At 53.6% G+C, this 22203-nt stretch carries 22 protein-coding genes and 1 other annotated feature; of the genes, 6 read left to right on the top strand and 16 right to left on the bottom strand.

The genetic code is table 11. The features are described 5' to 3' along the window. Positions 1–49: 49 nt before the first annotated feature. From nhaA to dnaK, 3 genes are all read right to left on the bottom strand, one after another. On the bottom strand, positions 50–1216 hold the full coding sequence (nhaA, locus tag OGX75_RS20290; RefSeq protein WP_012134155.1) for a Na+/H+ antiporter NhaA: 1167 nt from the start codon (positions 1214–1216) through the stop codon (positions 50–52). A gap of 183 nt (positions 1217–1399) precedes the next feature. Further along, positions 1400–2533, bottom strand: coding sequence for a molecular chaperone DnaJ (gene dnaJ, locus OGX75_RS20285; protein ID WP_047463780.1), 1134 nt, complete (start codon positions 2531–2533; stop codon positions 1400–1402). 87 nt (positions 2534–2620) lie between these two features. Next, the gene (dnaK, locus tag OGX75_RS20280) at positions 2621–4537 is read right to left on the bottom strand and encodes a molecular chaperone DnaK (protein WP_012134158.1); all 1917 of its coding nucleotides are present in this window, start codon (positions 4535–4537) and stop codon (positions 2621–2623) included. Positions 4538–4938: 401 nt separating this feature from the next. Here dnaK and satP point away from each other — a divergent pair, with 401 nt between their 5' ends. Beyond that, positions 4939–5505, top strand: a complete 567-nt coding sequence (gene satP, locus OGX75_RS20275) for an acetate uptake transporter (protein WP_286451540.1) — start codon at positions 4939–4941, stop codon at positions 5503–5505. A gap of 34 nt (positions 5506–5539) precedes the next feature. On the opposite strand, the gene OGX75_RS20270 is transcribed toward satP, so the two are convergent. The 3 genes from OGX75_RS20270 to tal form a co-directional block, all read right to left on the bottom strand. Further along, positions 5540–6847 (bottom strand): MFS transporter, encoded by a 1308-nt coding sequence (locus tag OGX75_RS20270; RefSeq protein ID WP_012134161.1) that lies wholly within the window; start codon positions 6845–6847, stop codon positions 5540–5542. Positions 6848–6971: 124 nt separating this feature from the next. Beyond that, positions 6972–7559, bottom strand: coding sequence for a molybdopterin adenylyltransferase (gene mog, locus OGX75_RS20265; protein WP_286451539.1), 588 nt, complete (start codon positions 7557–7559; stop codon positions 6972–6974). A 113-nt stretch (positions 7560–7672) separates the two neighbouring features. Further along, on the bottom strand, positions 7673–8626 hold the full coding sequence (gene tal / locus OGX75_RS20260; RefSeq protein WP_012134163.1) for a transaldolase: 954 nt from the start codon (positions 8624–8626) through the stop codon (positions 7673–7675). A gap of 286 nt (positions 8627–8912) precedes the next feature. Between tal and OGX75_RS20255 the strand changes: the two genes are divergently transcribed. Both OGX75_RS20255 and yaaA read left to right on the top strand, forming a co-directional pair. Continuing rightward, positions 8913–10343: an alanine/glycine:cation symporter family protein gene (locus OGX75_RS20255; protein ID WP_024130724.1), complete on the top strand. Its 1431-nt coding sequence runs from the start codon at positions 8913–8915 to the stop codon at positions 10341–10343. A gap of 77 nt (positions 10344–10420) precedes the next feature. Beyond that, positions 10421–11197, top strand: a complete 777-nt coding sequence (gene yaaA, locus OGX75_RS20250; RefSeq protein ID WP_110494699.1) for a peroxide stress protein YaaA — start codon at positions 10421–10423, stop codon at positions 11195–11197. A 98-nt stretch (positions 11198–11295) separates the two neighbouring features. Here yaaA and OGX75_RS20245 read toward each other — a convergent pair whose 3' ends face one another. From OGX75_RS20245 to yjjY, 7 genes are all read right to left on the bottom strand, one after another. Next, a complete protein-coding gene (locus OGX75_RS20245) occupies positions 11296–11586 on the bottom strand; it encodes a DUF2502 domain-containing protein (protein ID WP_012134167.1) in 291 nt (96 codons plus the stop codon). Between the two features lie 237 nt (positions 11587–11823). Next, positions 11824–13110: a threonine synthase gene (gene thrC, locus OGX75_RS20240; protein ID WP_049010528.1), complete on the bottom strand. Its 1287-nt coding sequence runs from the start codon at positions 13108–13110 to the stop codon at positions 11824–11826. A 3-nt stretch (positions 13111–13113) separates the two neighbouring features. Further along, positions 13114–14043 (bottom strand): homoserine kinase, encoded by a 930-nt coding sequence (gene thrB / locus OGX75_RS20235; RefSeq protein ID WP_012134169.1) that lies wholly within the window; start codon positions 14041–14043, stop codon positions 13114–13116. A gap of 1 nt (position 14044) precedes the next feature. Next, positions 14045–16507 carry a bifunctional aspartate kinase/homoserine dehydrogenase I gene (gene thrA, locus OGX75_RS20230; RefSeq protein WP_286451538.1) on the bottom strand — a complete coding sequence of 821 codons (2463 nt, stop codon included), beginning with the start codon at positions 16505–16507 and terminating at the stop codon, positions 14045–14047. Positions 16508–16532: 25 nt separating this feature from the next. Next, positions 16533–16653 (bottom strand) — a sequence feature (Thr leader region). Continuing rightward, positions 16589–16654 carry a thr operon leader peptide gene (thrL, locus tag OGX75_RS20225; protein ID WP_060815970.1) on the bottom strand — a complete coding sequence of 22 codons (66 nt, stop codon included), beginning with the start codon at positions 16652–16654 and terminating at the stop codon, positions 16589–16591. Its footprint overlaps the feature before it by 65 nt. Positions 16655–16866: 212 nt before the next feature. Beyond that, positions 16867–17553 (bottom strand): tRNA/rRNA methyltransferase, encoded by a 687-nt coding sequence (locus OGX75_RS20220; RefSeq protein WP_199976483.1) that lies wholly within the window; start codon positions 17551–17553, stop codon positions 16867–16869. A gap of 398 nt (positions 17554–17951) precedes the next feature. Then, the gene (gene yjjY / locus OGX75_RS20215; RefSeq protein ID WP_001541509.1) at positions 17952–18092 is read right to left on the bottom strand and encodes a YjjY family protein; all 141 of its coding nucleotides are present in this window, start codon (positions 18090–18092) and stop codon (positions 17952–17954) included. A 95-nt stretch (positions 18093–18187) separates the two neighbouring features. Here yjjY and arcA point away from each other — a divergent pair, with 95 nt between their 5' ends. Continuing rightward, positions 18188–18904, top strand: a complete 717-nt coding sequence (gene arcA / locus OGX75_RS20210) for a two-component system response regulator ArcA (protein ID WP_001194359.1) — start codon at positions 18188–18190, stop codon at positions 18902–18904. Positions 18905–19012: 108 nt separating this feature from the next. Here the strand turns inward: arcA and creA are convergent, their stop codons facing one another. Further along, a complete protein-coding gene (gene creA, locus OGX75_RS20205; protein WP_024130725.1) occupies positions 19013–19483 on the bottom strand; it encodes a protein CreA in 471 nt (156 codons plus the stop codon). 211 nt (positions 19484–19694) lie between these two features. On the opposite strand from creA, the gene robA reads away from it, so the two are divergent. Next, entirely contained in the window at positions 19695–20564 is an 870-nt protein-coding gene (robA, locus tag OGX75_RS20200) for an MDR efflux pump AcrAB transcriptional activator RobA (RefSeq protein WP_286451537.1), read from the top strand. On the opposite strand, the gene gpmB is transcribed toward robA, so the two are convergent. Further along, a complete protein-coding gene (gene gpmB / locus OGX75_RS20195; protein ID WP_012134175.1) occupies positions 20561–21208 on the bottom strand; it encodes a 2,3-diphosphoglycerate-dependent phosphoglycerate mutase GpmB in 648 nt (215 codons plus the stop codon). The two genes, robA and gpmB, sit on opposite strands and share 4 nt — an antisense overlap. Before the next feature lie 51 nt (positions 21209–21259). Here gpmB and yjjX point away from each other — a divergent pair, with 51 nt between their 5' ends. Beyond that, a complete protein-coding gene (gene yjjX, locus OGX75_RS20190) occupies positions 21260–21775 on the top strand; it encodes an inosine/xanthosine triphosphatase (RefSeq protein WP_012134176.1) in 516 nt (171 codons plus the stop codon). Positions 21776–21868: 93 nt separating this feature from the next. Here yjjX and trpR read toward each other — a convergent pair whose 3' ends face one another. Continuing rightward, a complete protein-coding gene (gene trpR / locus OGX75_RS20185; RefSeq protein ID WP_024130726.1) occupies positions 21869–22198 on the bottom strand; it encodes a trp operon repressor in 330 nt (109 codons plus the stop codon). Positions 22199–22203: the final 5 nt, after the last annotated feature.

The raw sequence follows: 22203 nt of genomic DNA, 5'->3' as shown, positions 1-22203 counted from the left end.
TGTGTCGCAAGGGGGGGCCACATCAGCCCCCCTAACCCTCTGTCCCCACTCAGACCACCGGGCTTAAACGTGTACGTAACCAGCTATAGCCGATCACTGCCGAAAGCAGAGAACCAATCAAAATCCCCAGCTTCGCCCAGTTAATCAGTGCCGGATCTACACTACCAAACGCCAGACTGGCGATGAAAATCGACATCGTAAAACCGATCCCGCACAGAATACCGACCGCCATAATTTGCTGAAAACGTGTTCCTTCCGGCAGCTTCGCCAGTTTGAGACGCAGCGCCAGCCAGCAAAACAGGCTAATCCCCAGCGGTTTACCGATCAGCAACCCGGCAATGATCCCCAGTGGGAGTATTGAGGTCAGCCCGTCAAGCGTTACCCCCTGTAGCGAGACGCCCGCATTGGCGAAGGCGAACAGCGGCAGAATCAGATACGCCACCCACGGGTGCAGCACATGTTCCAGACGCTTCGCCGGAGAACGGCCATGCTTCTCCTTCAATGGGATGAAGAAGCCGACGATCACCCCGGCAAGAGTGGCATGGACGCCAGATTTCAATACTGCAGTCCACAGCACCACGCCGACCAGGATATAAACCCCTGTTCGTCTGACATCACACAGGTTCAGCACGGCCAGAAGCACAATCGCAAATGCCGCCACCCCCAGCGAGACCATCGAAAGATCGCTGGTATAGAACAGCGCAATGATCACAATCGCGCCCAGATCGTCAATAATAGCCAGCGCCATCAGGAATATCTTCAACGCCAGCGGCACCCTGCTGCCCAGCAAGGCCAATACGCCCAACGCAAAAGCAATATCCGTTGCCGCCGGGATCGCCCAGCCTTCGCGCGTAATCGGGTCGGAATAGTTAAAAGCCAGATAGAGCAGCGCCGGAACAATCATACCGCCAATGGCGGCAATCACCGGAAACGCCGCCTGACGTAAACTGGCAAGCGAACCCTGCATAAGCTCGCGCTTGACCTCCAGACCAATCAGCAGGAAAAATACCGCCATTAGCGCGTCGTTGATCCACAGCAGCATATTTTTGTTGATCTCAAGCGCCCCGACCCGCAGCTGAACGGGCGTCTCCAGAAAGGCGTGATACCATCCGCTGGTGAATCCGCTGTTCGCCATCAGCATAGCCAGCACGGCGGCGATAATGAGAATGATGCCCCCGGAGGCATCACTGCTAAAAAAACGATGCAGGTGTTTCACTTTTTATTCTCTCAATATAATCAAACCTCGTGGCGTCTATCTTACCTCGCATGATCTATCGTTAAAATTAGATTATTTATGGTGAAATATTCGGTTTTTACGAAATAAAATCATCACCGCCGACAAACAAAAAAGCCCGGGATTGTGCAATCCCGGGCTTTTTATGCAATGTAACAACGGTGATTAACGCGTCAAATCGTCAAAGAACTTCTTCACGCCGTCGAAGAAACTCTTCGAACGCGGGCTGTTTTTCTCGCCTGTCGGGCCACCGAAGCTTTCTTGCAGATCTTTCAGCAACTGCTTCTGCTTCTCGTTCAGACCTACCGGCGTTTCGACCACAACACGGCACAGCAGATCGCCCTGCGCGCCGCCGCGTACGGATTTCACGCCTCTTCCGCGCATACGGAACAGCTTGCCGGTTTGCGTTTCGTGCGGCACTTTCAACTTCACACGGCCATCCAGCGTCGGGACTTCAATCTCACCACCCAGCGCTGCCATTGCAAAGTTAATCGGCACTTCGCAATACAGGTTGTTGCCTTCACGCTCGAAGATCGGGTGCTGCTTCACCTGCACCTGAACGTACAGATCGCCCGCTGGCGCGCCATGCTCGCCCGCTTCACCTTCGCCGGAGAGACGAATACGATCGCCTGTGTCCACACCCGCCGGGATTTTAACCGACAGGGTTTTGGTTTTCTCTACGCGGCCATGACCGTGGCATTTGTTGCACGGATCTTTAATCAGCGTACCGCGCCCCTGACAGTGCGGGCAGGTTTGCTGCACGGCGAAGAAGCCCTGACGCATCTGCACCTGGCCGGAACCATGACAGGTTGGACAGGTCTGCGGCTGAGTGCCTGCTTTCGCACCGCTGCCGTGGCAAACGTCGCACTCTTCCAGCGTCGGAATACGGATCTCTTTGGTCACGCCACGTACGGCTTCTTCCAGGGTGAGATCCATGTTGTAACGTAAATCAGCACCACGCGCTGCGCGCTGACGACCACGTCCGCCGCCAAAGATATCGCCGAAAACGTCACCAAAGATATCGCTGAAGTCAGCGCCGCCGCCGAAGCCGCCGCCAAATCCACCACCGCCCTGTTCAAACGCGGCGTGCCCGTACTGATCGTATGCCGCACGTTTTTGCGCATCGGTCAGAACTTCGTAGGCTTCCTTGATCTCTTTGAACTTGGCCTCGGCCTCTTTATCACCCTGGTTACGGTCCGGGTGATATTTCATGGCCAGGCGCTTGTACGCCTTTTTGATTTCACGCTCTTCCGCTGTTTTGGAAACGCCTAAAATCTCGTAATAGTCTTGCTTAGCCATCTTTTTTTTATCTGCCCCTAACATGCGTGCACGGGCGGAGAGGAACCCTCTTCGCCCGTGCCAGTATTTTACCCGTTCAAAGGGCGATTATTTTTTGTCTTTCACTTCTTCAAACTCAGCGTCGACAACATCGTCATCTTTCGCGTTGTTTGCAGAAGCGTCAGCGCCGCCAGCCTGCTGCTGTGCATGCTGCTGCTGAGCGATTTCCATCAGTTTCTGGGAAGCCTGCGCCAGTTCCTGCATTTTCGCTTCGATAGCCGCTTTGTCTTCGCCTTTCAGCGCCGTTTCCAGCGCGCTCAGTGCAGACTCGATAGCCGTTTTGTCGTCTGCTGGCAGCTGATCGCCCGCTTCTTCAACCTGCTTACGCGTGCTGTGCAGCAGATGGTCGCCCTGGTTACGCGTCTGAACCAGCTCTTCGAACTTACGGTCAGATTCTGCGTTCGCTTCAGCATCGCGAACCATTTTCTGAATTTCGTCCTCGTTCAGACCAGAAGAAGCCTTGATGGTGATCTTCTGCTCTTTACCGCTGTTTTTGTCTTTCGCGGAAACGTGCAGGATACCGTCAGCATCGATATCAAAGGTGACTTCGATCTGCGGCATACCGCGCGGCGCCGGGTTGATGCCATCCAGGTTGAACTGACCCAGAGATTTGTTATCAGACGCGCGTTTACGCTCACCCTGCAACACATGGATGGTTACCGCAGACTGGTTGTCTTCAGCGGTAGAGAACACCTGGCTGTGCTTGGTCGGGATAGTGGTGTTTTTGCTGATCAGCGCCGTCATTACGCCGCCCATGGTTTCGATACCCAGAGACAGCGGGGTAACGTCCAGCAGCAGAACGTCTTTCACATCACCGGTCAGTACGCCGCCCTGCACCGCTGCGCCGATAGCAACAGCTTCGTCCGGGTTAACGTCTTTACGCGGTTCTTTACCAAAGAACTCCGCCACTTTTTTCTGCACCATCGGCATACGCGTCTGACCACCAACGAGGATAACGTCGTTGATATCAGATACGGACAGGCCAGCATCCTGCAACGCGACTTTCAGCGGCTCGATGGAACGGTTCACAAGGTCTTCGACCAGGCTTTCCAGTTTCGCGCGAGTCACTTTGATGTTCATGTGTTTCGGACCGGTGGCATCTGCGGTGATGTACGGCAGGTTCACGTCGGTCTGCTGTGCGGAAGAAAGCTCGATTTTCGCTTTTTCTGCCGCTTCTTTCAGACGCTGCATCGCCAGCGGGTCGTTACGCAGGTCAATGCCCTGATCTTTCTTAAATTCTTCAACCAGGTAGTTGATCATACGGCTGTCGAAGTCTTCACCACCCAGGTGGGTATCACCGTTGGTTGCCAGAACTTCGAAGGTTTTTTCGCCGTCAACTTCGTCGATTTCGATAATAGAGATATCGAAAGTACCACCACCGAGGTCGTAAACCGCGATAGTACGGTTGCCGACTTCTTTATCCAGACCATAAGCCAGCGCGGCGGCGGTCGGTTCGTTGATGATACGTTTTACTTCCAGACCTGCGATACGACCGGCATCTTTCGTTGCCTGACGCTGAGCATCGTTGAAGTAAGCAGGCACGGTGATAACAGCTTCAGTTACCGGTTCGCCCAGGTAATCTTCTGCGGTTTTCTTCATTTTTTTCAGCACTTCAGCAGAGATCTGCGGCGGTGCCATTTTCTGACCTTTCACATCAAGCCATGCGTCGCCGTTATCGGCGCCGATGATTTTGTACGGCATGATGGAAACGTCACGCTGAACTTCTTCGTCCTGGAAGCGGCGGCCAATCAGGCGTTTAATCGCAAACAGGGTGTTTTGCGGGTTTGTCACTGCCTGACGTTTAGCCGGCTGACCAACCAGAGTTTCACCATCCTGGGTATAAGCAATGATAGAAGGCGTGGTGCGATCGCCCTCGGCGTTCTCCAGCACACGTGCAGTTGTGCCATCCATAATCGCTACACAAGAGTTGGTAGTACCCAGGTCGATACCAATAATTTTACCCATCTAAACGTCTCCACTAAAAATTCGGTCATCATGTGGTTGTGAATCTGTAATAAGGGCGAAACGTGCGGTTTCAACTACCCTGAATCGTTTTTTTTCAGACTCACTCACTGCGGTTGACTACAAGATGGGGTCGTAACCCACGTCATCAAGGGGGGCATGAAAAATTTTTTTTGCGAAAAACGATAATTTTCTTCACCGGGCATATGGAAAACACCTCTGCCAGCGCGACGGTTAAGCCTTTTTCTTCCGTGATCGTCATCACAAGGGGAAATATTTCATTTTCCCCCTATTAGATCATAGACAGCCTCTATTCCCCTGATTATCATGCCGCGCCCCGAATACGGTATCGGTTGTTCGGGGAAACTATTTCACCATTCGATTAATGATGATTTTGAGGAATTATGGGCAACACTAAGTTGGCTAACCCGGCTCCGCTGGGCCTGATGGGCTTCGGCATGACCACCATTCTGCTTAACCTGCACAACGCGGGTTTCTTCGCTTTAGACGGCATTATTCTGGCGATGGGCATTTTCTACGGCGGTATCGCGCAAATTTTTGCTGGCCTGCTGGAATATAAAAAAGGCAACACCTTCGGCTTAACCGCATTTACCTCTTACGGTTCTTTCTGGCTGACGCTGGTCGCGATCCTGTTAATGCCGAAAATGGGTCTGACAGAAGCGCCGAACGCGCAGTTCCTGGGCGCCTACCTGGGGCTGTGGGGCGTGTTCACACTGTTCATGTTCTTTGGCACGCTGAAAGCCGCTCGCGCGCTACAGTTTGTCTTCCTGAGCCTGACCGTACTGTTCGCCCTGTTGGCCTTCGGCAACATCGCGGGTAATGAAGCGGTGATCCACGTTGCGGGTTGGATTGGCTTAGTGTGTGGCGCCAGCGCCATTTACCTGGCGATGGGCGAAGTGCTGAACGAACAGTTTGACCGCACCATCCTGCCAATCGGTGAAGCGCACTAATCTTCCGTTATCCCCCCGACCGGGGGGATAATTTTTACAGCTGTTGTAATTCTGCCTGCACATCCGCATCGCGATAATAAATATCCTGTCGCAACCAGACGCCCAACCCCAGCCCCACCAGTGACAACGCCAGCACATACCAGGCCGGCGCCATTGGCGACACGCCCATCAACATGGTGACCGCAATTGGCGTCAGGCCGCCAAAAATGGCATACGAGACGTTGTAAGAAAAAGAGATGCCGGTGAAACGCACTTCCGCCGGGAAGGCTCGCACCATTACGTACGGCACCGCGCCAACAACACCAACACACAGCCCCACCAGCCCGTATAATAAAAACAACTGCTCGGGATGCGCGCCAGACAGGTGATAGAAGATCCAGCTTGAGCAGGCCAGCAGAAAACTGCCTACAATAAAGGTTTTGCTGGCGCCAACCCGATCGACAATGAACCCTGCCAGCAGGCATCCCACGCACAGCATAATGGTCGCCACGCTATTTGCCTGTAAAGTTAACGCGGGCGCAAACCCGTACTGCTTTTGCAACCAGACCGGCGACATCAAAATCACGACGACAATGCCGGCCGATAACAACCAGGTCAGCAGCATCGAAATCGCCACCGCTTTTTTATGTTTCACCACTACCGCTTTGACGGGCAATTCCTGCGCGAGCGTTTTGCGCTGCTGCATTTCAAGGAAGATGGGCGTTTCCTGCAACCAACGACGTAAATACATCGCAATCAGACCAAATACGCCGCCGAGCAGGAAGGGAATACGCCAGCCATAATCATGCACCGCCTGCTGGGTCATACTGGTATTCACCAGCGTCGCCACGACAGAGCCAAGCAGGATACCGACCGTCAGTCCCGCAGTCAGCGTGCCGCAGGCGATGCCGATACGGCGCTCCGGCACATGTTCAGCCACAAACACCCACGCTCCCGGCACTTCGCCGCCAATCGCTGCGCCTTGCAAAATACGCATCAGCAGCAATAACAACGGCGCAAGGATGCCCATTGAGGCGTAAGTCGGCAGCAGGCCAATCGCCAGCGTTGGAACAGCCATCAATAGAATACTCAGGGTGAACATCTTCTTGCGCCCTACCAGATCGCCAAAGTGCGCCATGATAATGCCGCCCAGCGGGCGCGCCAGATAACCGGCGGCGAAGATCCCAAACGTCTGAACCTGACGAAGCCATTCAGGAATATCGGCGGGGAAAAATAGTTCGCCCACAACCGCTGCGAAGAAAACAAAGATGATGAAGTCGTAAAACTCGAGCGCGCCGCCGAGAGCGGCAAGTGAAAGAGTCTTATAATCCTGGCGATTCAGAGGTCGTGTGTGTCGTGACATAGCAAACCATGAGTCAGTGGAGTTATTGAGGGCGCTTATCGATATGTGTAAATCAAAAATTACTATATCGTAAACAATTCAATACTCCACCACCTGCGTAATTTATGTCACAGAAAGGCCAACTTCAGGCGTTTATGTCGCATCTGGCATTTTTCGGGCGGAAAGATGCTACCACTTCCGCTGCGGTTTCCACATAAGGCCCTTCAAGCAACTGTACACAATACGGTACGCTTGCGAAAATTCCCGGCACAACAACCTTACCCTCGGCATCTTTCACCCCTTCCAGGGTCTCTTTGATGGATTTTGGCTGCCCCGGTAAGTTCAGGATCAGTGCCTGCTTACGGATCACACCAACCTGGCGGGAAAGGATCGCCGTAGGAACAAAGTGCAGGCTGATCTGGCGCATCTGCTCGCCAAAGCCGGGCATTTCTCTGTCGGCGACGGCCAGAGTCGCGTCAGGCGTGACATCACGACGCGCCGGTCCCGTACCGCCCGTCGTCAGTACCAGGTGACAGCTCATTTCATCCACCAGCTCACACAGCGTTTGCTCAATGATCGCCTGCTCATCCGGGATCAGTCGGGTTTGTACGTCAAAAGGGGTGGTCAGCGCGGAGGCCAGCCACTCTTCAAGAGCAGGAATGCCTTTATCCTGGTATACGCCGCTGGACGCGCGGTCAGAAATGGAAACTAAACCAATACGTAAGGTGTTCATGATTATTCCGTCTAAACAGTCTCGTTAAACAGAATGATACACTGCAAAGGGAAGGACAGACAGGTTTCAGAAGAGGTAGCGTGACCAGAAACCTGTCTGGTCACGCCGAATGATTACAGCAGATCGCCGATCATTTTTTCCAGTTTTTCCTGGTCAATAGCAAACTTACGGATACCGTCCGCCAGTTTGTCTACCGCCATCGGGTCCTGGTTGTGCTGCCACAGGAACTCAGACTCGGTGATGCGTTCTGGACGCGCTTTCACTTCGCCAGAGAAGGACAGTTTACGTTCGATAGCGCCTTCGCTTTCTGCCAGCTCTTTCAGCAGCGCCGGAGCGATGGTCAGACGATCGCAACCCGCCAGCTCCAGAATTTCACCGACGTTGCGGAAGCTCGCGCCCATCACCACTGTCTCATAACCGTGCTGTTTGTAGTATTCGTAGATTTCCGTAACGGAAACCACGCCCGGATCTTCTGCCGGAGCGTACTCTTTCTTGTCGGTATTGGCTTTGTACCAGTCAAGAATACGGCCCACGAACGGAGAGATCAGGTATACACCCGCTTCCGCACAAGCACGCGCCTGCGCGAAGGAGAACAGCAGAGTCAGGTTACAGTTGATACCTTCCTTTTCCAGCTGTTCAGCAGCACGAATCCCCTGCCAGGTAGACGCCAGTTTGATCAGGATGCGATCGTTGCTGATGCCCGCGTCGTTGTAGAGCTTGATGATGCGTTTTGCTTTGGCGATAGACGCGTCGGTGTCGTAGGACAGACGAGCGTCAACTTCGGTGGAGATACGGCCCGGAACCAGTTTCAGGATCTCCAGACCAATGTTCACCGCCAGCTTGTCGGCCGCGTCAACAATCTGCTGCGCGCGATCGCTGCTCTGCTGTTTCGCCCAGGCAACGGCATCGTCAATCAGCTTACGGTATTCCGGGATCTGTGCTGCGTTAAGAATGAGAGAAGGGTTGGTTGTGGCATCCTGCGGCTGGTACAGCTTCATTGCCGCGATGTCTCCGGTGTCGGCCACCACGGTGGTGAACTGACGAAGGGAGGTCAATTTGTCCGTCATGATAGTGTTTCTCTTTAAACAGCTTGTTAGGGGGATGTAACCGGTCTGCCTTGATGATAACACGACGCACTCACAGCGCAACCGCAGACAATGCGGTTATCCCATACCCCTCTTTGTTTGCCCCCTTTTCAGCCCCTCGCCAGGGCTGCGCGCAATTAAAGGATATTGCCATATAGTATGGTAGACTCCCCCCATTCAATAGCCTGACAGGGTCTATACTATTCGTGAATTGGTAACGCTTACACTGGAACCCAAAAGCGTACCGGCATCAACAAGAGGGATGTTAATGCCTGATTTCTTCGCCTTTATTAATGAAATACTCTGGGGTTCGGTAATGATCTACCTCCTGCTTGGCGCAGGTTTTTGGTTTACTTACCGTACCGGATTCGTTCAGTTTCGCTATATCCGCCAGTTTGGCAAAAGTCTTAAAAACAGCATACATCCCCAGCCGGGCGGGCTTACGTCATTTCAGGCGCTGTGTACCAGCCTTGCCGCGCGTATTGGCAGCGGCAACCTGGCAGGCGTTGCGTTGGCCATCGCCGCAGGCGGGCCAGGCGCCGTATTCTGGATGTGGGTATCTGCGCTTATCGGCATGGCGACCTCGTTTGCCGAATGCTCTCTGGCCCAGCTCTACAAAGAGCGCGACAGCACAGGACAGTATCGCGGCGGCCCGGCATGGTATATGGCGCGTGGTCTGGGTATGCGCTGGATGGGCGTTCTCTTCGCGATTTTCTTACTCATTGCGTATGGTCTGATTTTTAATAGCGTACAGGCGAACTCCGTCTCGCGGGCGCTCGCTTTTGCCTTTGACATACCGCCCATTATCTCCGGTATCGTGCTGGCGCTGGCGGCCTTTTTTGTCATCGTTCGCGGCATTAAAGATGTCGCAAAACTCATGCAATGGTTCGTCCCTGCGATGGCCCTTCTGTGGACGCTCACCGGTTTAGTGATTTGCCTCTGGCACATCGAACAGCTGCCCGACATTATCGCGTCGATTGTGAAAAGCGCATTCGGCTGGCAGGAAGCCACTGCCGGGGCGGCTGGGTATACGCTCAGCCAGGCGATTACCAGCGGTTTCCAGCGCGGCATGTTCTCCAACGAAGCGGGAATGGGTTCTGCGCCTAACATTGCGGCCGCCGCTTCATCCTGGCCGCCGCACCCTGCCGCGCAGGGAATTGTGCAGATGATCGGCGTCTTTACCGATACCATTATTATCTGCACCGCCAGCGCGATGATTATTCTGCTGGCAGGCAATGGCGCCTCGCATATGCCAACGGAAGGCATCCAGCTGGTGCAACAGGCAATGATTTCACTGACCGGCGAATGGGGCGCAAGCCTTGTCGCGTTTATTGTGGTGTTGTTCGCCTTCAGCTCGATTGTCGCCAACTACGTTTACGCCGAAAATAACCTGATTTTTCTGCGTCTGGACAGTCTGCGAATGCGCTGGGCGCTGCGTATTGTCACCGTCGGGATGGTCGTGGCGGGCACGTTACTCAGCTTTCCGCTCGTCTGGCAGTTGGCCGACATTATTATGGCCTGTATGGCCATCACCAACCTGACGGCGATTCTGCTGCTCTCGCCGGTGGTGCATACGATCGCCAGCGACTATCTGCGACAGCGTAAGCTCGGCGTACAACCCGTGTTCGACCCGTTCCGCTACCCTGAAATTGAGCAACAACTGGCGCCGGATACATGGGATGAGTTGCCGCGTCACTAGCGCGGCAATCACAACCATCGATCAAATCGGTCGGTTTTTTTGCTAAAGTCGCAGTAAATCTCCTGCAAGGACTGGATATGCTGATTCTGATTTCACCTGCAAAAACGCTCGATTACCAAAGCCCGCTGGCCACGACGCGCTATACGCGGCCTGAACTGCTGGATTACTCCCAGCAGTTGATCCGCGAGGCGCGCAAGCTCTCGGCGCCGCAGATTGGCAAGCTAATGGGCATTAGCGACAAACTGGCCGATCTGAATGCCACCCGTTTTCATGACTGGCAGCCTGACTTCTCCCCTGAAAACGCCCGCCAGGCGATTCTGGCGTTTAAAGGCGACGTCTATACCGGACTACAGGCGGAAACGTTCAGCGAAGCCGATTTTGATTTCGCGCAGCAGCATTTGCGTATGCTTTCCGGGTTGTACGGCGTCCTGCGTCCGCTGGATCTGATGCAGCCTTACCGTCTGGAGATGGGCATTCGCCTTGAGAACGCCAAAGGGAAAGACCTTTATCAGTTCTGGGGCGATGTGATTACCGATAAGCTGAACGAAGCGCTGGCTGCGCAAGGCGATAAAATCGTCATCAACCTGGCCTCGGATGAATATTATAAATCCGTGAAGCCGAAGCAGCTGAATGCGGAGATTATCAAGCCTGTGTTCCTTGACGAGAAAAACGGCAAATTCAAAGTTATCAGCTTCTACGCCAAAAAAGCGCGCGGCCTGATGAGCCGTTACATCATTGAAAACCGGCTGACGAAGCCGGAACAGCTCACCGCATTTAACAGCGAAGGCTATTTCTATGATGAGCAAGCGTCAGGAAAAGGCGAACTGGTGTTTAAACGCCACGAGCAAAACTGATGCCCTGAAGCGCAGGCCGGATAAGACGCCTTTTGTAGCTATCCGGCGCTAAAATCGCATAACTGCCTGATAGCGCTACGCTTATCAGGCCTGCGTACTTAATGGCGGTGGTCGTCGCGGCGATCATCATGACGATGCTCGTCATGCTTATTATGATGCGGTTGCGGACGTGGTCCATGCGGCTGCCAGCGGTTTTCTCGCCACTCATAATGCTTCTGCCACCAGCCGTGGTCGCGCCAGTGACCGCCATCCCAGTAGTTACCGTGGTTATCGCGATCGCCAATCTGAAGTTTAACTGCCGGTACGAGAGTAATTTCGGCAGCCTGTGCTGCGAGGGGAGCCACCAGCATCATGGAAAGTGCAAGAAGCACGGGTTTCAACTTGTTCATGAGGTACTCCTTTTTACCATTGCCCGATTTGGGTCGATGAAAGGAGATTACTTGATGAGAACGCGGGTTGTTATTCTCTGCAATCCTAATCTCTAAGTTACCGCATTTATTGAGAATTACTCCTTTTTACCTGCTAAATTTCTCCTTATTTTCTCCATAAAAAAGCCGGATGGCGGCTAACGCCTTATCCGGCCTACATTAGCTACAATAGCCCCGAAGCGCCACCGGGCACAACTGTTAGCCGCGTGTCATCATCAGCTTACGCAATTCGGCAAAATCGGCAGGCAGATTATGCGAGAGCAGCGGCAGATCGGCACGATCCGCCAGCTCTTTTGGCAGATCCAATGTTTCACCAAGAATCGCCTCCACACTCTCTTTGAATTTCGCCGGATGCGCAGTCCCGAGGAACAAGCCATACTCCCCCGGATGCAGCTGATCACGCAGCGCGCGGTACGCCACGGCAGCGTGCGGTTCAGAGGTATAACCTGCCGCTTTCAGTTCGCGCATGGTCTCCTGCGTCGTCTCATCGTCAACCGCAGCGTAGCCCAACTCCGTCAGACGCCATATTTTACGGCGGAACAGCTCTTCCACACGCGGCCAGTTATTGGGCTGGCTGACATCCATCGCGTTCGACAAGGTAGCCTGCGTCGCTTTTGGCGACCACTGCCCCTCTTTCAGGAAGCGCGGCACCGTATCGTTGACGTTAGTAGCGGCGATAAAGCGTTTCACCGGCAGGCCGAGCGACTTCGCCAGCAGCCCCGCCGTCAGGTCGCCAAAGTTACCGCTGGGCACGGAAATCACTAACTGATTACGCGCGTCCTGCGGCAGTTGAGCGACCGCTTCAAAGTAATAGCAAATCTGCGCCAGCAGACGGCTGATGTTGATGGAGTTCGCCGAATTCAGCCCCAGCGCCGCCTTCAGTTCTTCATCATCAAACGCCTGTTTTACCAGCGCCTGGCAGGCATCGAAATCACCGTCAATCGCAACCGTTTCGATGTTGCCGCCCAGCGTACAGAACAGTTTTTCCTGCAACGGGCTGATCTTGCCGCGTGGGTAGAGGATCACGACGCGTACATTTTTCAAACCGTAGAATGCGTGAGCAACTGCCGCGCCGGTATCGCCAGAGGTCGCCGTCAGGATAGTCACCGGTTTGTCGCCGCTGATGTGCGTCAGCATTTGCGCCATAAAGCGACCGCCAAAATCCTTAAAGGCCAGCGTCGGGCCGTGGAACAACTCCAGGCACCCGACATCGCCTTCCACCTGACGCACCGGCGCCGGAAAAGCGAATGCCTTACGGACGCGCTCTTCTAAGATTTCCTGCGGGATCTCATCCCCGATAAACGCGGAAAGGATCTTTGCGCTACGACTCACAAAGTCCTGATTCAGCATCTCATCAACTTCAGTCAGGCTAAATTCCGGCAGGTCGTGCGGGAAAAAGAGCCCCTGATTCTTGCCAAGCCCCTGCGTAACGGCCTGCGCAAAGCTGACCTGCTCATTATGATCTTTCAGATTGTAGAGTTTCATTGTTTATCCCAGTACTCGTGCGCCCGCCGTATCCAGCTGACAAATATGAACAAAGCCTTCCTGATTTTGCAGGTAATTTTTACCCAGCCAGTCTGCTACACGCTGCGCCGTATCCGGCTTATCACAGAGCGCGAAAAGCGTCGGCCCGGACCCGGAAATACCGCTGGCCAGCGCGCCAATTTCCGCCACCGCCTGACGCGCCTGGCTGAAGCCCGGCAGCAGACGAGCGCGGTACGGTTCGGCAATCACATCCTTCATCAGCTTCGCAGCAAGCTGCGGCTGACGGGAATAGCAGGCATGAATAAACCCGGCCAGATGCCGCCCGTGGGCGATACAGTCCTGACGGCGATACTGCGCGGGTAAAATCGCCCGCGCTTCAGCCGTCGAAACGTTAATCCCCGGATAGGCCAGTACCCACAGCCACTCATCAAATCCTGGCACCTGCTGGCTGATAATGCCGTTTTCTTCGATCATCAACTGCATGCCGCCGAGAAAGCACGGCGCGACGTTATCGTAATGAATGCTGCCAGAGATACGCCCTTCCAGTTCCCCCATGATCGCCAGCAGACGCGTGTCGTTCAGCGGTTTGCCACAGAACTCATTCATCGCCACCAGCGCGGCGACCACGGAACAGGCGCTGGACCCTAACCCGGAGCCAATCGGCATGTTCTTTTCCAGCGTCATCGCCACCGGAATCTGTTTACCCAACTCCTGGCAAAAACGCTCCCAGCACTGATAAACGATATTTTCACGCGGCGCTGACGGCAACTTGTCGGCAAAACGCCCTAAATTATTCAGCGTGAAGCTTTCTGCCGCATCCACCGAGACCACATCGCCCAGCAGTGAGCCATCAACCGGCGTGACGGCCGCCCCAAGCACATCAAATCCGACGCTCATATTGGCACTGGAAGCCGGAGCATAGACTTTCACCATTTTAGACTCCTAACTTCCATGAAAGGGTGCGCAGCAGATCGGCAAAAACACCCGCCGCCGTCACATCATTCCCCGCACCGTAACCGCGCAGAACCAGCGGCAGCGGTTGATAATAGTGACTGTAAAACGCCAGCGCATTCTCCCCGTTTTTCACTTTAAACAGCGGATCGTTGCCGTCAACCTCGGCGATCTTCACGCGACACACGCCGTCGTCTTCAATGTTGCCAACATAGCGCAATACTTTGCCTTCATCACGGGCTTTCGCCACGCGGGCGGCAAACGCGTCGTCAAGCTGCGGCAGATTGGTCATAAACGTGGCGACATCGCCGGAATCGTCGAAACCTTCCGGCAGCACCGGCTCAATCACGATATCGGACAGTTCCAGCTCACGTCCCGTTTCACGGGCGAGGATCAGCAATTTGCGCGCCACATCCATCCCGGAAAGATCGTCACGCGGATCGGGTTCGGTATAGCCCAACTCGCGCGCCATCGTGGTCGCGGCCGAAAGGCTCATGCCTTCATCCAGCTTGCCGAAAATAAAAGAGAGCGATCCAGACAGGATACCGGAGAAGTGTTGCAGTTCGTCACCCGCGTTCAGCAGGTTTTGCAGGTTCTCGATAACCGGTAAGCCCGCGCCTACGTTGGTGTCGTACAGGAACTTACGTCGGGATTTCGCCGCGGCAAAACGCAGTTGATGGTAGTAATCCATCGACGACGTGTTGGCTTTTTTGTTCGGCGTTACCACATGGAAGCCTTCACGCAGGAAGTCGGCGTATTGATCCGCCACCGCCTGGCTGGAGGTACAGTCGACAATAACCGGGTTAAGCAGGTGATACTCTTTCACCAGGCGAATTAAGCGCCCTAAATTAAACGGTTCTTTCGCTTCCGCCAGTTCCGCCTGCCAGTTATCCAGGTTCAGGCCATGCACATTGGTCAACAGCGCTTTCGAATTCGCCACGCCACAAACACGCAGGTCGATATGCTTGTTTTTCAGCCAGGACTGCTGGCGTTTCAGTTGCTCAAGTAACGCGCCGCCAACGCCGCCAACGCCGATAACGAACACTTCAATCACCTGATCGGTGTTGAACAGCATCTGGTGGGTAACACGTACGCCCGTTGTGACGTCATCGTTATTCACGACCACCGAAATCGATCGTTCGGACGAGCCCTGCGCAATCGCGACAATATTGATATTCGCGCGCGCCAGCGCCGCAAAGAACTTCGCCGAAATGCCACGCAGCGTGCGCATACCGTCGCCAACCACCGAGATGATCGCCAGACGTTCAGTCACCGCCAGCGGTTCCAGCAACCCTTCTTTCAGTTCCAGGTAGAACTCATCCTGCATTGCACGCTGGGCCCGCGCGCAGTCGCCCTGCGGTACGCAGAAACTGATGCTGTATTCAGAAGAGGATTGCGTGATCAGCACCACGGAGATCCCCGCGCGGGACATTGCCGCGAAGACACGCGCCGCCATCCCGATCATCCCTTTCATTCCAGGGCCGGAAACGCTGAACATCGCCATATTGTTCAGGTTCGAGATCCCTTTCACCGGCAGTTCGTCTTCATCGACGCTGGCGCCGATCAGCGTACCAGGGGCTTGCGGGTTTCCGGTGTTTTTAATCAGGCATGGGATTTGGAACTGGGCAATGGGGGTGATGGTGCGAGGATGAAGGACTTTGGCGCCGAAGTAAGAAAGCTCCATCGCCTCCTGATAGGACATCGACTTCAGCAACCTGGCGTCCGGCACCTGGCGCGGATCGCAGGTATACACGCCGTCGACGTCAGTCCAGATCTCACAACAGTCGGCGCGTAAGCAGGCAGCCAACACCGCAGCGGAGTAATCAGAACCGTTGCGGCCCAGCACGACCAGCTCGCCTTTTTCGTTACCGGCGGTGAAACCTGCCATCAGCACCATGTGGTCAGCCGGAATGCGGCCCGCCACGATACGGCGCGTAGATTCGACGATATCAACGGTCGATTCGAGGTAATGCCCGACCGCCAACAATTTTTCGACCGGATCGATAACCGTCACGCCATGACCGCGCGCTTCCAGCAGGCCAGCCATGATCGCGATCGACATCTTCTCGCCACGGCAGATCAGCGCAGCATTGATGCTATCCGGGCACTGGCCCAGCAGGCTGATTCCGTGCAGGATATGTTTGATTTGCGCAAATTCTTGCTCAACGAAAACTTTCAACTGCGCCAGCGGGAACCCCGGCTGAGCGGCTGCAAGACCCGTAAGAAGTTCGGAAAAAATACGTTCGGCATCGCTGATATTCGGTAAAGCCTCCTGACCGCTGATGGTCTTTTCAATCATCGCCACCAGATGGTTAGTAATTTTGGCGGGGGCAGAGAGAACAGTCGCTACCTGCCCCTGCCTGGCATTGCTTTCCAGAATATCGGCAACACGCAGAAAGCGCTCTGCATTTGCCACTGATGTACCGCCGAACTTCAACACTCGCATGGTTGTTACCTCGTTACCTTTGGTCGAAAAAAAAGCCCGCACTGTTCAGGTGCGGGCTTTTTTCTGTGTTTCCTGTACGCGTCAGCCCGCACCGTTACCTGTGGTAATGGTGATGGTTGTGGTAATGGTGGTGCTGATGCGATTCATGGATGTTGTGTACTCTGTAATTATTATCTGTCTGTCTTGTATCTTTAAAGGGTTAAAGTATCTCGTGACCTAAGTCAATAAATTTTTAATTTGATCACATTCCGCAACATGTTCACGAGCTGCTGCTTGCGCATTTATTTTCAACCAATACGGAATGAAGCAACCTCTTGAAACCAGATTTAAAATCTCACATCAAGCAATTCAACAAGATTTTATTTTGTTATATTTTTCTCAATATCATGCAATAAACGGTGCAGCATGGCCGTGTCGCGCTGCCCTGACAGCCCCAGTCGTTGTTGCAGCCAGTCCGCCAGTTTGATGTCATCAGCAACATCCAGCGTCGCCAGTAACTGCGAAACGCGTGTGCGTAACGCCTGCAATTGAGGCGCGTCAGTCACCTCTGCTTGTTTCGCCGATTGTTGCATTAAACCTGCTAATTGATAGCAATACACCATTACTGCCTGCCCTAAATTGAGTGAAGGATAATCAGCAACCATTGGCACGCCGGTTAAAACGTCCGCCAGCGCCAGTTCTTCATTCGTCAGGCCCGAATCTTCCCGGCCAAAAACCAGCGCCGCATGGTTCATCCACTGCGATTTTTCCTGCAACAGCGGCAGCAGTTCTGCGGGCGTTGCGTAGTAGTGGAACTTCGCGCGACTGCGGGCCGTGGTGGCGACAGTGAAATCAACATCGTGCAGCGCTTCCGCCAGCGTTGGATAAACACTAATATTATCAATAACATCAGCGGAACCATGTGCGACCCAACGGGTCGCCGGCTCCAGGTGCGCCTGGCTGTCGACAATACGCATATCGCCAAAACCCATCGTCTTCATTGCCCGTGCCGCCGCGCCAATATTTTCCGCTCTGGCCGGCGCGACCAGAATAATTGTTACACGCATTTCGATTCTCTTTTTGACCAGCCGCTGGCAATAATGTGACCAATGTCAACATATTACGCAGCACGAATTTACAATTTTTTAACGAAAATCGTTGAAAAACCATTTCACATTCAGTAAAAGGCACTAAACTATTTCTTATCTTTACTATTGCGTTTTATGTTAAGAAATACTACATATCCTTCTGTTTATTTAGGATAATTTAATTTAGAATGAATCACACCTATTGGATTCATTACATTTATTAGTTGGCATGCGCAACTAGTTGGATTATTGCAAATTTGTGATGAACGCTAGCATTTGGATACGATGATTTCATCAAACTGTTAACGTGCTACAATTGAACTTGATATATGTCAACGAAGCGTAGTTTTATTGGGTGTCCGGTACGTCTTAGCCTGTTATGTTGCTGTTAAAATGGTTAGGATGACAGCCGTTTTTGACACTGTCGGGTCCAAAGGGAAAGTACCCACGACCAAGCTAATGATGTTGTTGACGTTGATGGAAAGTGCATCAAGAACGCAATTACGTACTTTAGTCATGTTACGCCGATCATGTTAATTTGCGACATGCATCAGGCAGGTCAGGGACTTTTGTACTTCCTGTTTCGATTTAGTTGGCAATTTAGGTAGCAAACATGCAGACCCCGCACATTCTTATCGTTGAAGACGAGTTGGTAACACGCAACACGTTGAAAAGTATTTTCGAAGCGGAAGGCTATGATGTATTCGAAGCGACAGATGGCGCGGAAATGCATCAGATCCTCTCTGAATATGACATCAACCTGGTGATCATGGATATCAACCTGCCAGGGAAAAACGGTCTTCTGTTAGCGCGTGAACTGCGCGAACAGGCTAACGTTGCGTTGATGTTCCTGACTGGCCGCGATAACGAAGTCGATAAAATCCTCGGCCTCGAAATCGGCGCAGACGATTACATCACCAAGCCGTTTAACCCACGCGAACTGACTATCCGTGCGCGCAACCTGCTGTCCCGTACTATGAATCTGGGTACGGTCAGCGAAGAGCGCCGTAGCGTCGAAAGCTACAAGTTCAACGGTTGGGAACTCGATATCAACAGCCGTTCTTTGATCGGCCCAGATGGTGAGCAGTACAAACTGCCACGCAGCGAATTCCGCGCCATGCTTCACTTCTGCGAGAACCCGGGCAAGATCCAGTCTCGTGCAGAACTGCTGAAGAAAATGACCGGTCGCGAGCTGAAGCCGCATGACCGTACTGTTGACGTGACTATCCGTCGTATTCGTAAACATTTCGAATCCACGCCGGATACCCCGGAAATCATCGCGACCATTCACGGTGAAGGTTACCGTTTCTGCGGTGATCTACAGGACTAATCGGTTACCACCGGCAGCAAAAACGGCGCAAAACGCGCCGTTTTTTATTGTCTGTCAATGGTTTATCCGACCTGAACGGGAATCACTTCCAGAGACGCGTCAGGAACGTTACCGCCACGGCATAACGGGCACCGCGCTTATGGCATTTTTTGGCGACCCTTCAACGACCTTGTCAGAATAGGCCAGATACGCCAGCGTATTGCGTTTGGCATCATAAAAACGCACGACCTGTAATTTTTTAAACACCAGCGACGTGCGCTTCTGGAAAACGACATCCCCTTGCGCTTTCCCGTTCTTAATTTTATCGCTCAGCTCAATCGGCCCTACCTGCTGACAGGAGATCGCCGCGTCGGAGGTATCTTCGGCCAGTCCCAGGCCGCCTTTAATCCCCCCCGTTTTCGCCCGACTTACATAGCACGTCACATTTTTGACGTCGGGATCGTCAAACGCTTCGACGACGATTTTATGGTCAGGCCCAAACATTTTAAATACGGTATCGACGGAACCCACCTGTTCTGCATGCGCAAACTGCCCCAGCATCAACAGAATTGAGGAAAGTATTAAGCTCTTGTATTTCATATTGTTACCATTCATAAAAGTTACACTGCGCAATTATTCGACACGTCTGGATAAACTGTTTACAGATCACAGGATTAGAATAATCATGCTTTAGTGTGCCCCAAAAAAGCACAGATGAGCAAAAAAAACACCGAATGCTAAAACAGCAAAAAATGCTATTATCCACTTACCTGATGTCAGGTGCTCGTTGTGGAAAGGATGAGGATATTTTATGGATCAGGCTGGCATTATTCGCGACCTCTTAACCTGGCTGGAAGGCCATCTGGATCAGCCTCTGTCGCTTGACAATGTGGCGGCAAAAGCAGGTTATTCCAAGTGGCACCTGCAAAGAATGTTTAAGGACGTGACGGGCCATGCTATTGGCGCTTACATCCGCGCTCGCCGCTTATCTAAATCCGCCGTGGCCCTGCGCCTGACGGCGCGTCCGATTCTGGATATCGCGTTGCAGTACCGCTTCGATTCTCAGCAAACCTTTACCCGCGCGTTTAAAAAGCAGTTCTCTCAGACGCCGGCGTTATATCGCCGTTCTCCAGAATGGAGCGCCTTTGGCATTCGTCCGCCGATGCGTCTGGGTGAGTTCGCCATGCCTGAGCATCAGTTTGTCACCCTGGAAGATACGCAACTGCTCGGCACCACCCAGAGCTATTCCTGTTCGCTGGAGCAAATCTCCGATTTTCGACACGAAATGCGCGTACAGTTCTGGCAAGACTTTCTCAGCCAGGCGCCAACGATTCCTCCGCTGCTCTACGGCCTTAACGAAACGCGCCCCAGCCTGGAGAAAGATGACGAACAGGAGGTGTTCTACACCACCGCGCTACCGCAAGAACATGCCAACGGGTATGTGCCGTCAGCGCAGCCTGTTACCCTACAGGGCGGCGAATATGTGATGTTCACCTACGAAGGTTTAGGAACCGGGGTACAGGAGTTTATCCTGACGGTATACGGCACCTGTATGCCGATGCTGAACCTGACCCGCCGTAAAGGGCAGGATATAGAGCGATACTACCCGGCAGAAGATACCAAAACAGGCGGTCGCCCTATTAACCTGCGTTGCGAATTCCTGATCCCCGTTCGCCGTTAACGCTGTAGCTCATCTAACGCAGGGGCATCGAGATGCGAGACGTCCCCTGCCGTTTCAACGACCCAACCAGGCGCCAGCCACAAACTTTCCTGATAATCGACGCGGGAAATAGAGCAGTTACGCAGACGTAACCGACGCTCCGCCCAGGCCGGTAATCCCAGAATGGTGCTGACCAGGCAACCCAGCGCGATACCGTGACTGACCAGCAGCGGGCGGCTGCCCTGCGGCAGTTCCAGACAGGACGCGAGAGCGGCATTGACGCGATCGCTCAGTTCCTGCATGGATTCGCCATCAGGAATGCGCCCGTCAACCGTGCCGTTCACTAACTGGCGACGCCAGTTCTCTTCTTCTTCGGTGAGGGTGTCGATGTGCCGTTTTTCCAGCACGCCCATGTCCAGCTCACGCAGACGGGCGTCGAAAGTGATATCGCAACCGCATGCCTGGGCGATGATTTCAGCCGTGCGGCGGGTGCGACCGAGATCGCTACTGACGATATGGGTGATGCCGAGCGTTCTGGCGCGTTCTCCCACTTGCATAGCTTGTTGCTCACCTTTAGCGGTCAGCGGACTGTCAGACTGGCCTTGAATACGTCGCTCGGCGTTCCACTGCGTTTCACCGTGGCGAACAAGGTATACCTGTAACATGCTTTTTATCCGTTATACTGCGATGACATTCATTTCTGAGTAATTCTGATTATGCACCATGTTGTCTCAGCAACCACCAATCCCGCTAAAATTCAGGCAATTCTGCAAGCATTTAACGAGATTTTCGGTGAAGGATCCTGCCATATTGAGTCCGTCTCCGTCGAGAGCGGCGTGCCGGAACAACCTTTTGGAAGTCAGGAAACGCGCGCTGGCGCACGGAATCGGGTAGAAAATGCGCGCTGTCTGCGTCCTCAGGCCGATTTTTGGGTGGCTATCGAAGCGGGGATTGATGATGACAGTACGTTCAGTTGGGTGGTGATAGAGAATGCCGCCCAGCGAGGCGAGGCGCGATCGGCAACGCTGCCGCTTCCTGCTGTTATCCTTGAAAAAGTTCGTCAGGGCGAAGCGCTCGGCCCGGTGATGTCGCAGTATACCGGTATTGATGAGATTGGCCGTAAAGAGGGGGCTATCGGGGTGTTTACCGCCGGAAAACTGACCCGCTCCAGCGTTTATCACCAGGCGGTGATTCTGGCGCTCAGTCCGTTTCATAATGCGGTGTATCGGTAGGGCTCGCGATCCACGCCGGATGGCGGCTTCGCCTTATCCGGCCTACGTTCACCGTTTCTGTAGGCCTGATAAGCGTAGCGCCATCAGGCGAAATTACCTTTCGCTCTTGAGCAACACCTGCTCCAGCCACTGGCGTAACTCTACCGGTGCGGATTTCAGGCTGTTGGAACCGCGCGTAATGGTGGCGATGCCCGCCCCCAGCTCATTTTTAAGCTCGCGCTGGCTCATTTCACCGCGTAACAACTCTTCAATGATACGCACGCGCGTTCCCAGCGCCTCACGCTCATCCGGCGTCAGCATCAAATTGAGTAAGGGAAGATGCAGGTCTTCCGCACAAGCGTGCTTGAGCAGCTCAACAAAGCGTAACCACTCCTGGTGACGCTGTTCTGCCATCGCTGCTGAATAGGGTGATTGCTGAGTCATAGAAT

The organism is Citrobacter sp. CK199, assembly GCF_030333285.1.
GTDB lineage: Bacteria > Pseudomonadota > Gammaproteobacteria > Enterobacterales > Enterobacteriaceae > Citrobacter_B > Citrobacter_B koseri.
Note: the sequence above shows the minus strand (reverse complement) of the source record. Positions and strands in the feature narration are given on the sequence as shown.

What these genes read in the sequence shown, in the direction of transcription:
- dnaJ (WP_047463780.1), bottom strand. Translation starts at nt 2,533, where the DNA reads ATGGCTAAGCAAGACTATTACGAGATTTTAGGCGTTTCCAAAACAGCG.
- dnaK (WP_012134158.1), bottom strand. Translation starts at nt 4,537, where the DNA reads ATGGGTAAAATTATTGGTATCGACCTGGGTACTACCAACTCTTGTGTA.
- satP (WP_286451540.1), top strand. Translation starts at nt 4,939, where the DNA reads ATGGGCAACACTAAGTTGGCTAACCCGGCTCCGCTGGGCCTGATGGGC.
- OGX75_RS20270 (WP_012134161.1), bottom strand. Translation starts at nt 6,847, where the DNA reads ATGTCACGACACACACGACCTCTGAATCGCCAGGATTATAAGACTCTT.
- mog (WP_286451539.1), bottom strand. Translation starts at nt 7,559, where the DNA reads ATGAACACCTTACGTATTGGTTTAGTTTCCATTTCTGACCGCGCGTCC.
- tal (WP_012134163.1), bottom strand. Translation starts at nt 8,626, where the DNA reads ATGACGGACAAATTGACCTCCCTTCGTCAGTTCACCACCGTGGTGGCC.
- OGX75_RS20255 (WP_024130724.1), top strand. Translation starts at nt 8,913, where the DNA reads ATGCCTGATTTCTTCGCCTTTATTAATGAAATACTCTGGGGTTCGGTA.
- yaaA (WP_110494699.1), top strand. Translation starts at nt 10,421, where the DNA reads ATGCTGATTCTGATTTCACCTGCAAAAACGCTCGATTACCAAAGCCCG.
- OGX75_RS20245 (WP_012134167.1), bottom strand. Translation starts at nt 11,586, where the DNA reads ATGAACAAGTTGAAACCCGTGCTTCTTGCACTTTCCATGATGCTGGTG.
- thrC (WP_049010528.1), bottom strand. Translation starts at nt 13,110, where the DNA reads ATGAAACTCTACAATCTGAAAGATCATAATGAGCAGGTCAGCTTTGCG.
- thrB (WP_012134169.1), bottom strand. Translation starts at nt 14,043, where the DNA reads ATGGTGAAAGTCTATGCTCCGGCTTCCAGTGCCAATATGAGCGTCGGA.
- thrA (WP_286451538.1), bottom strand. Translation starts at nt 16,507, where the DNA reads ATGCGAGTGTTGAAGTTCGGCGGTACATCAGTGGCAAATGCAGAGCGC.
- OGX75_RS20220 (WP_199976483.1), bottom strand. Translation starts at nt 17,553, where the DNA reads ATGCGTGTAACAATTATTCTGGTCGCGCCGGCCAGAGCGGAAAATATT.
- yjjY (WP_001541509.1), bottom strand. Translation starts at nt 18,092, where the DNA reads ATGACTAAAGTACGTAATTGCGTTCTTGATGCACTTTCCATCAACGTC.
- arcA (WP_001194359.1), top strand. Translation starts at nt 18,188, where the DNA reads ATGCAGACCCCGCACATTCTTATCGTTGAAGACGAGTTGGTAACACGC.
- creA (WP_024130725.1), bottom strand. Translation starts at nt 19,483, where the DNA reads ATGAAATACAAGAGCTTAATACTTTCCTCAATTCTGTTGATGCTGGGG.
- robA (WP_286451537.1), top strand. Translation starts at nt 19,695, where the DNA reads ATGGATCAGGCTGGCATTATTCGCGACCTCTTAACCTGGCTGGAAGGC.
- gpmB (WP_012134175.1), bottom strand. Translation starts at nt 21,208, where the DNA reads ATGTTACAGGTATACCTTGTTCGCCACGGTGAAACGCAGTGGAACGCC.
- yjjX (WP_012134176.1), top strand. Translation starts at nt 21,260, where the DNA reads ATGCACCATGTTGTCTCAGCAACCACCAATCCCGCTAAAATTCAGGCA.
- trpR (WP_024130726.1), bottom strand. Translation starts at nt 22,198, where the DNA reads ATGACTCAGCAATCACCCTATTCAGCAGCGATGGCAGAACAGCGTCAC.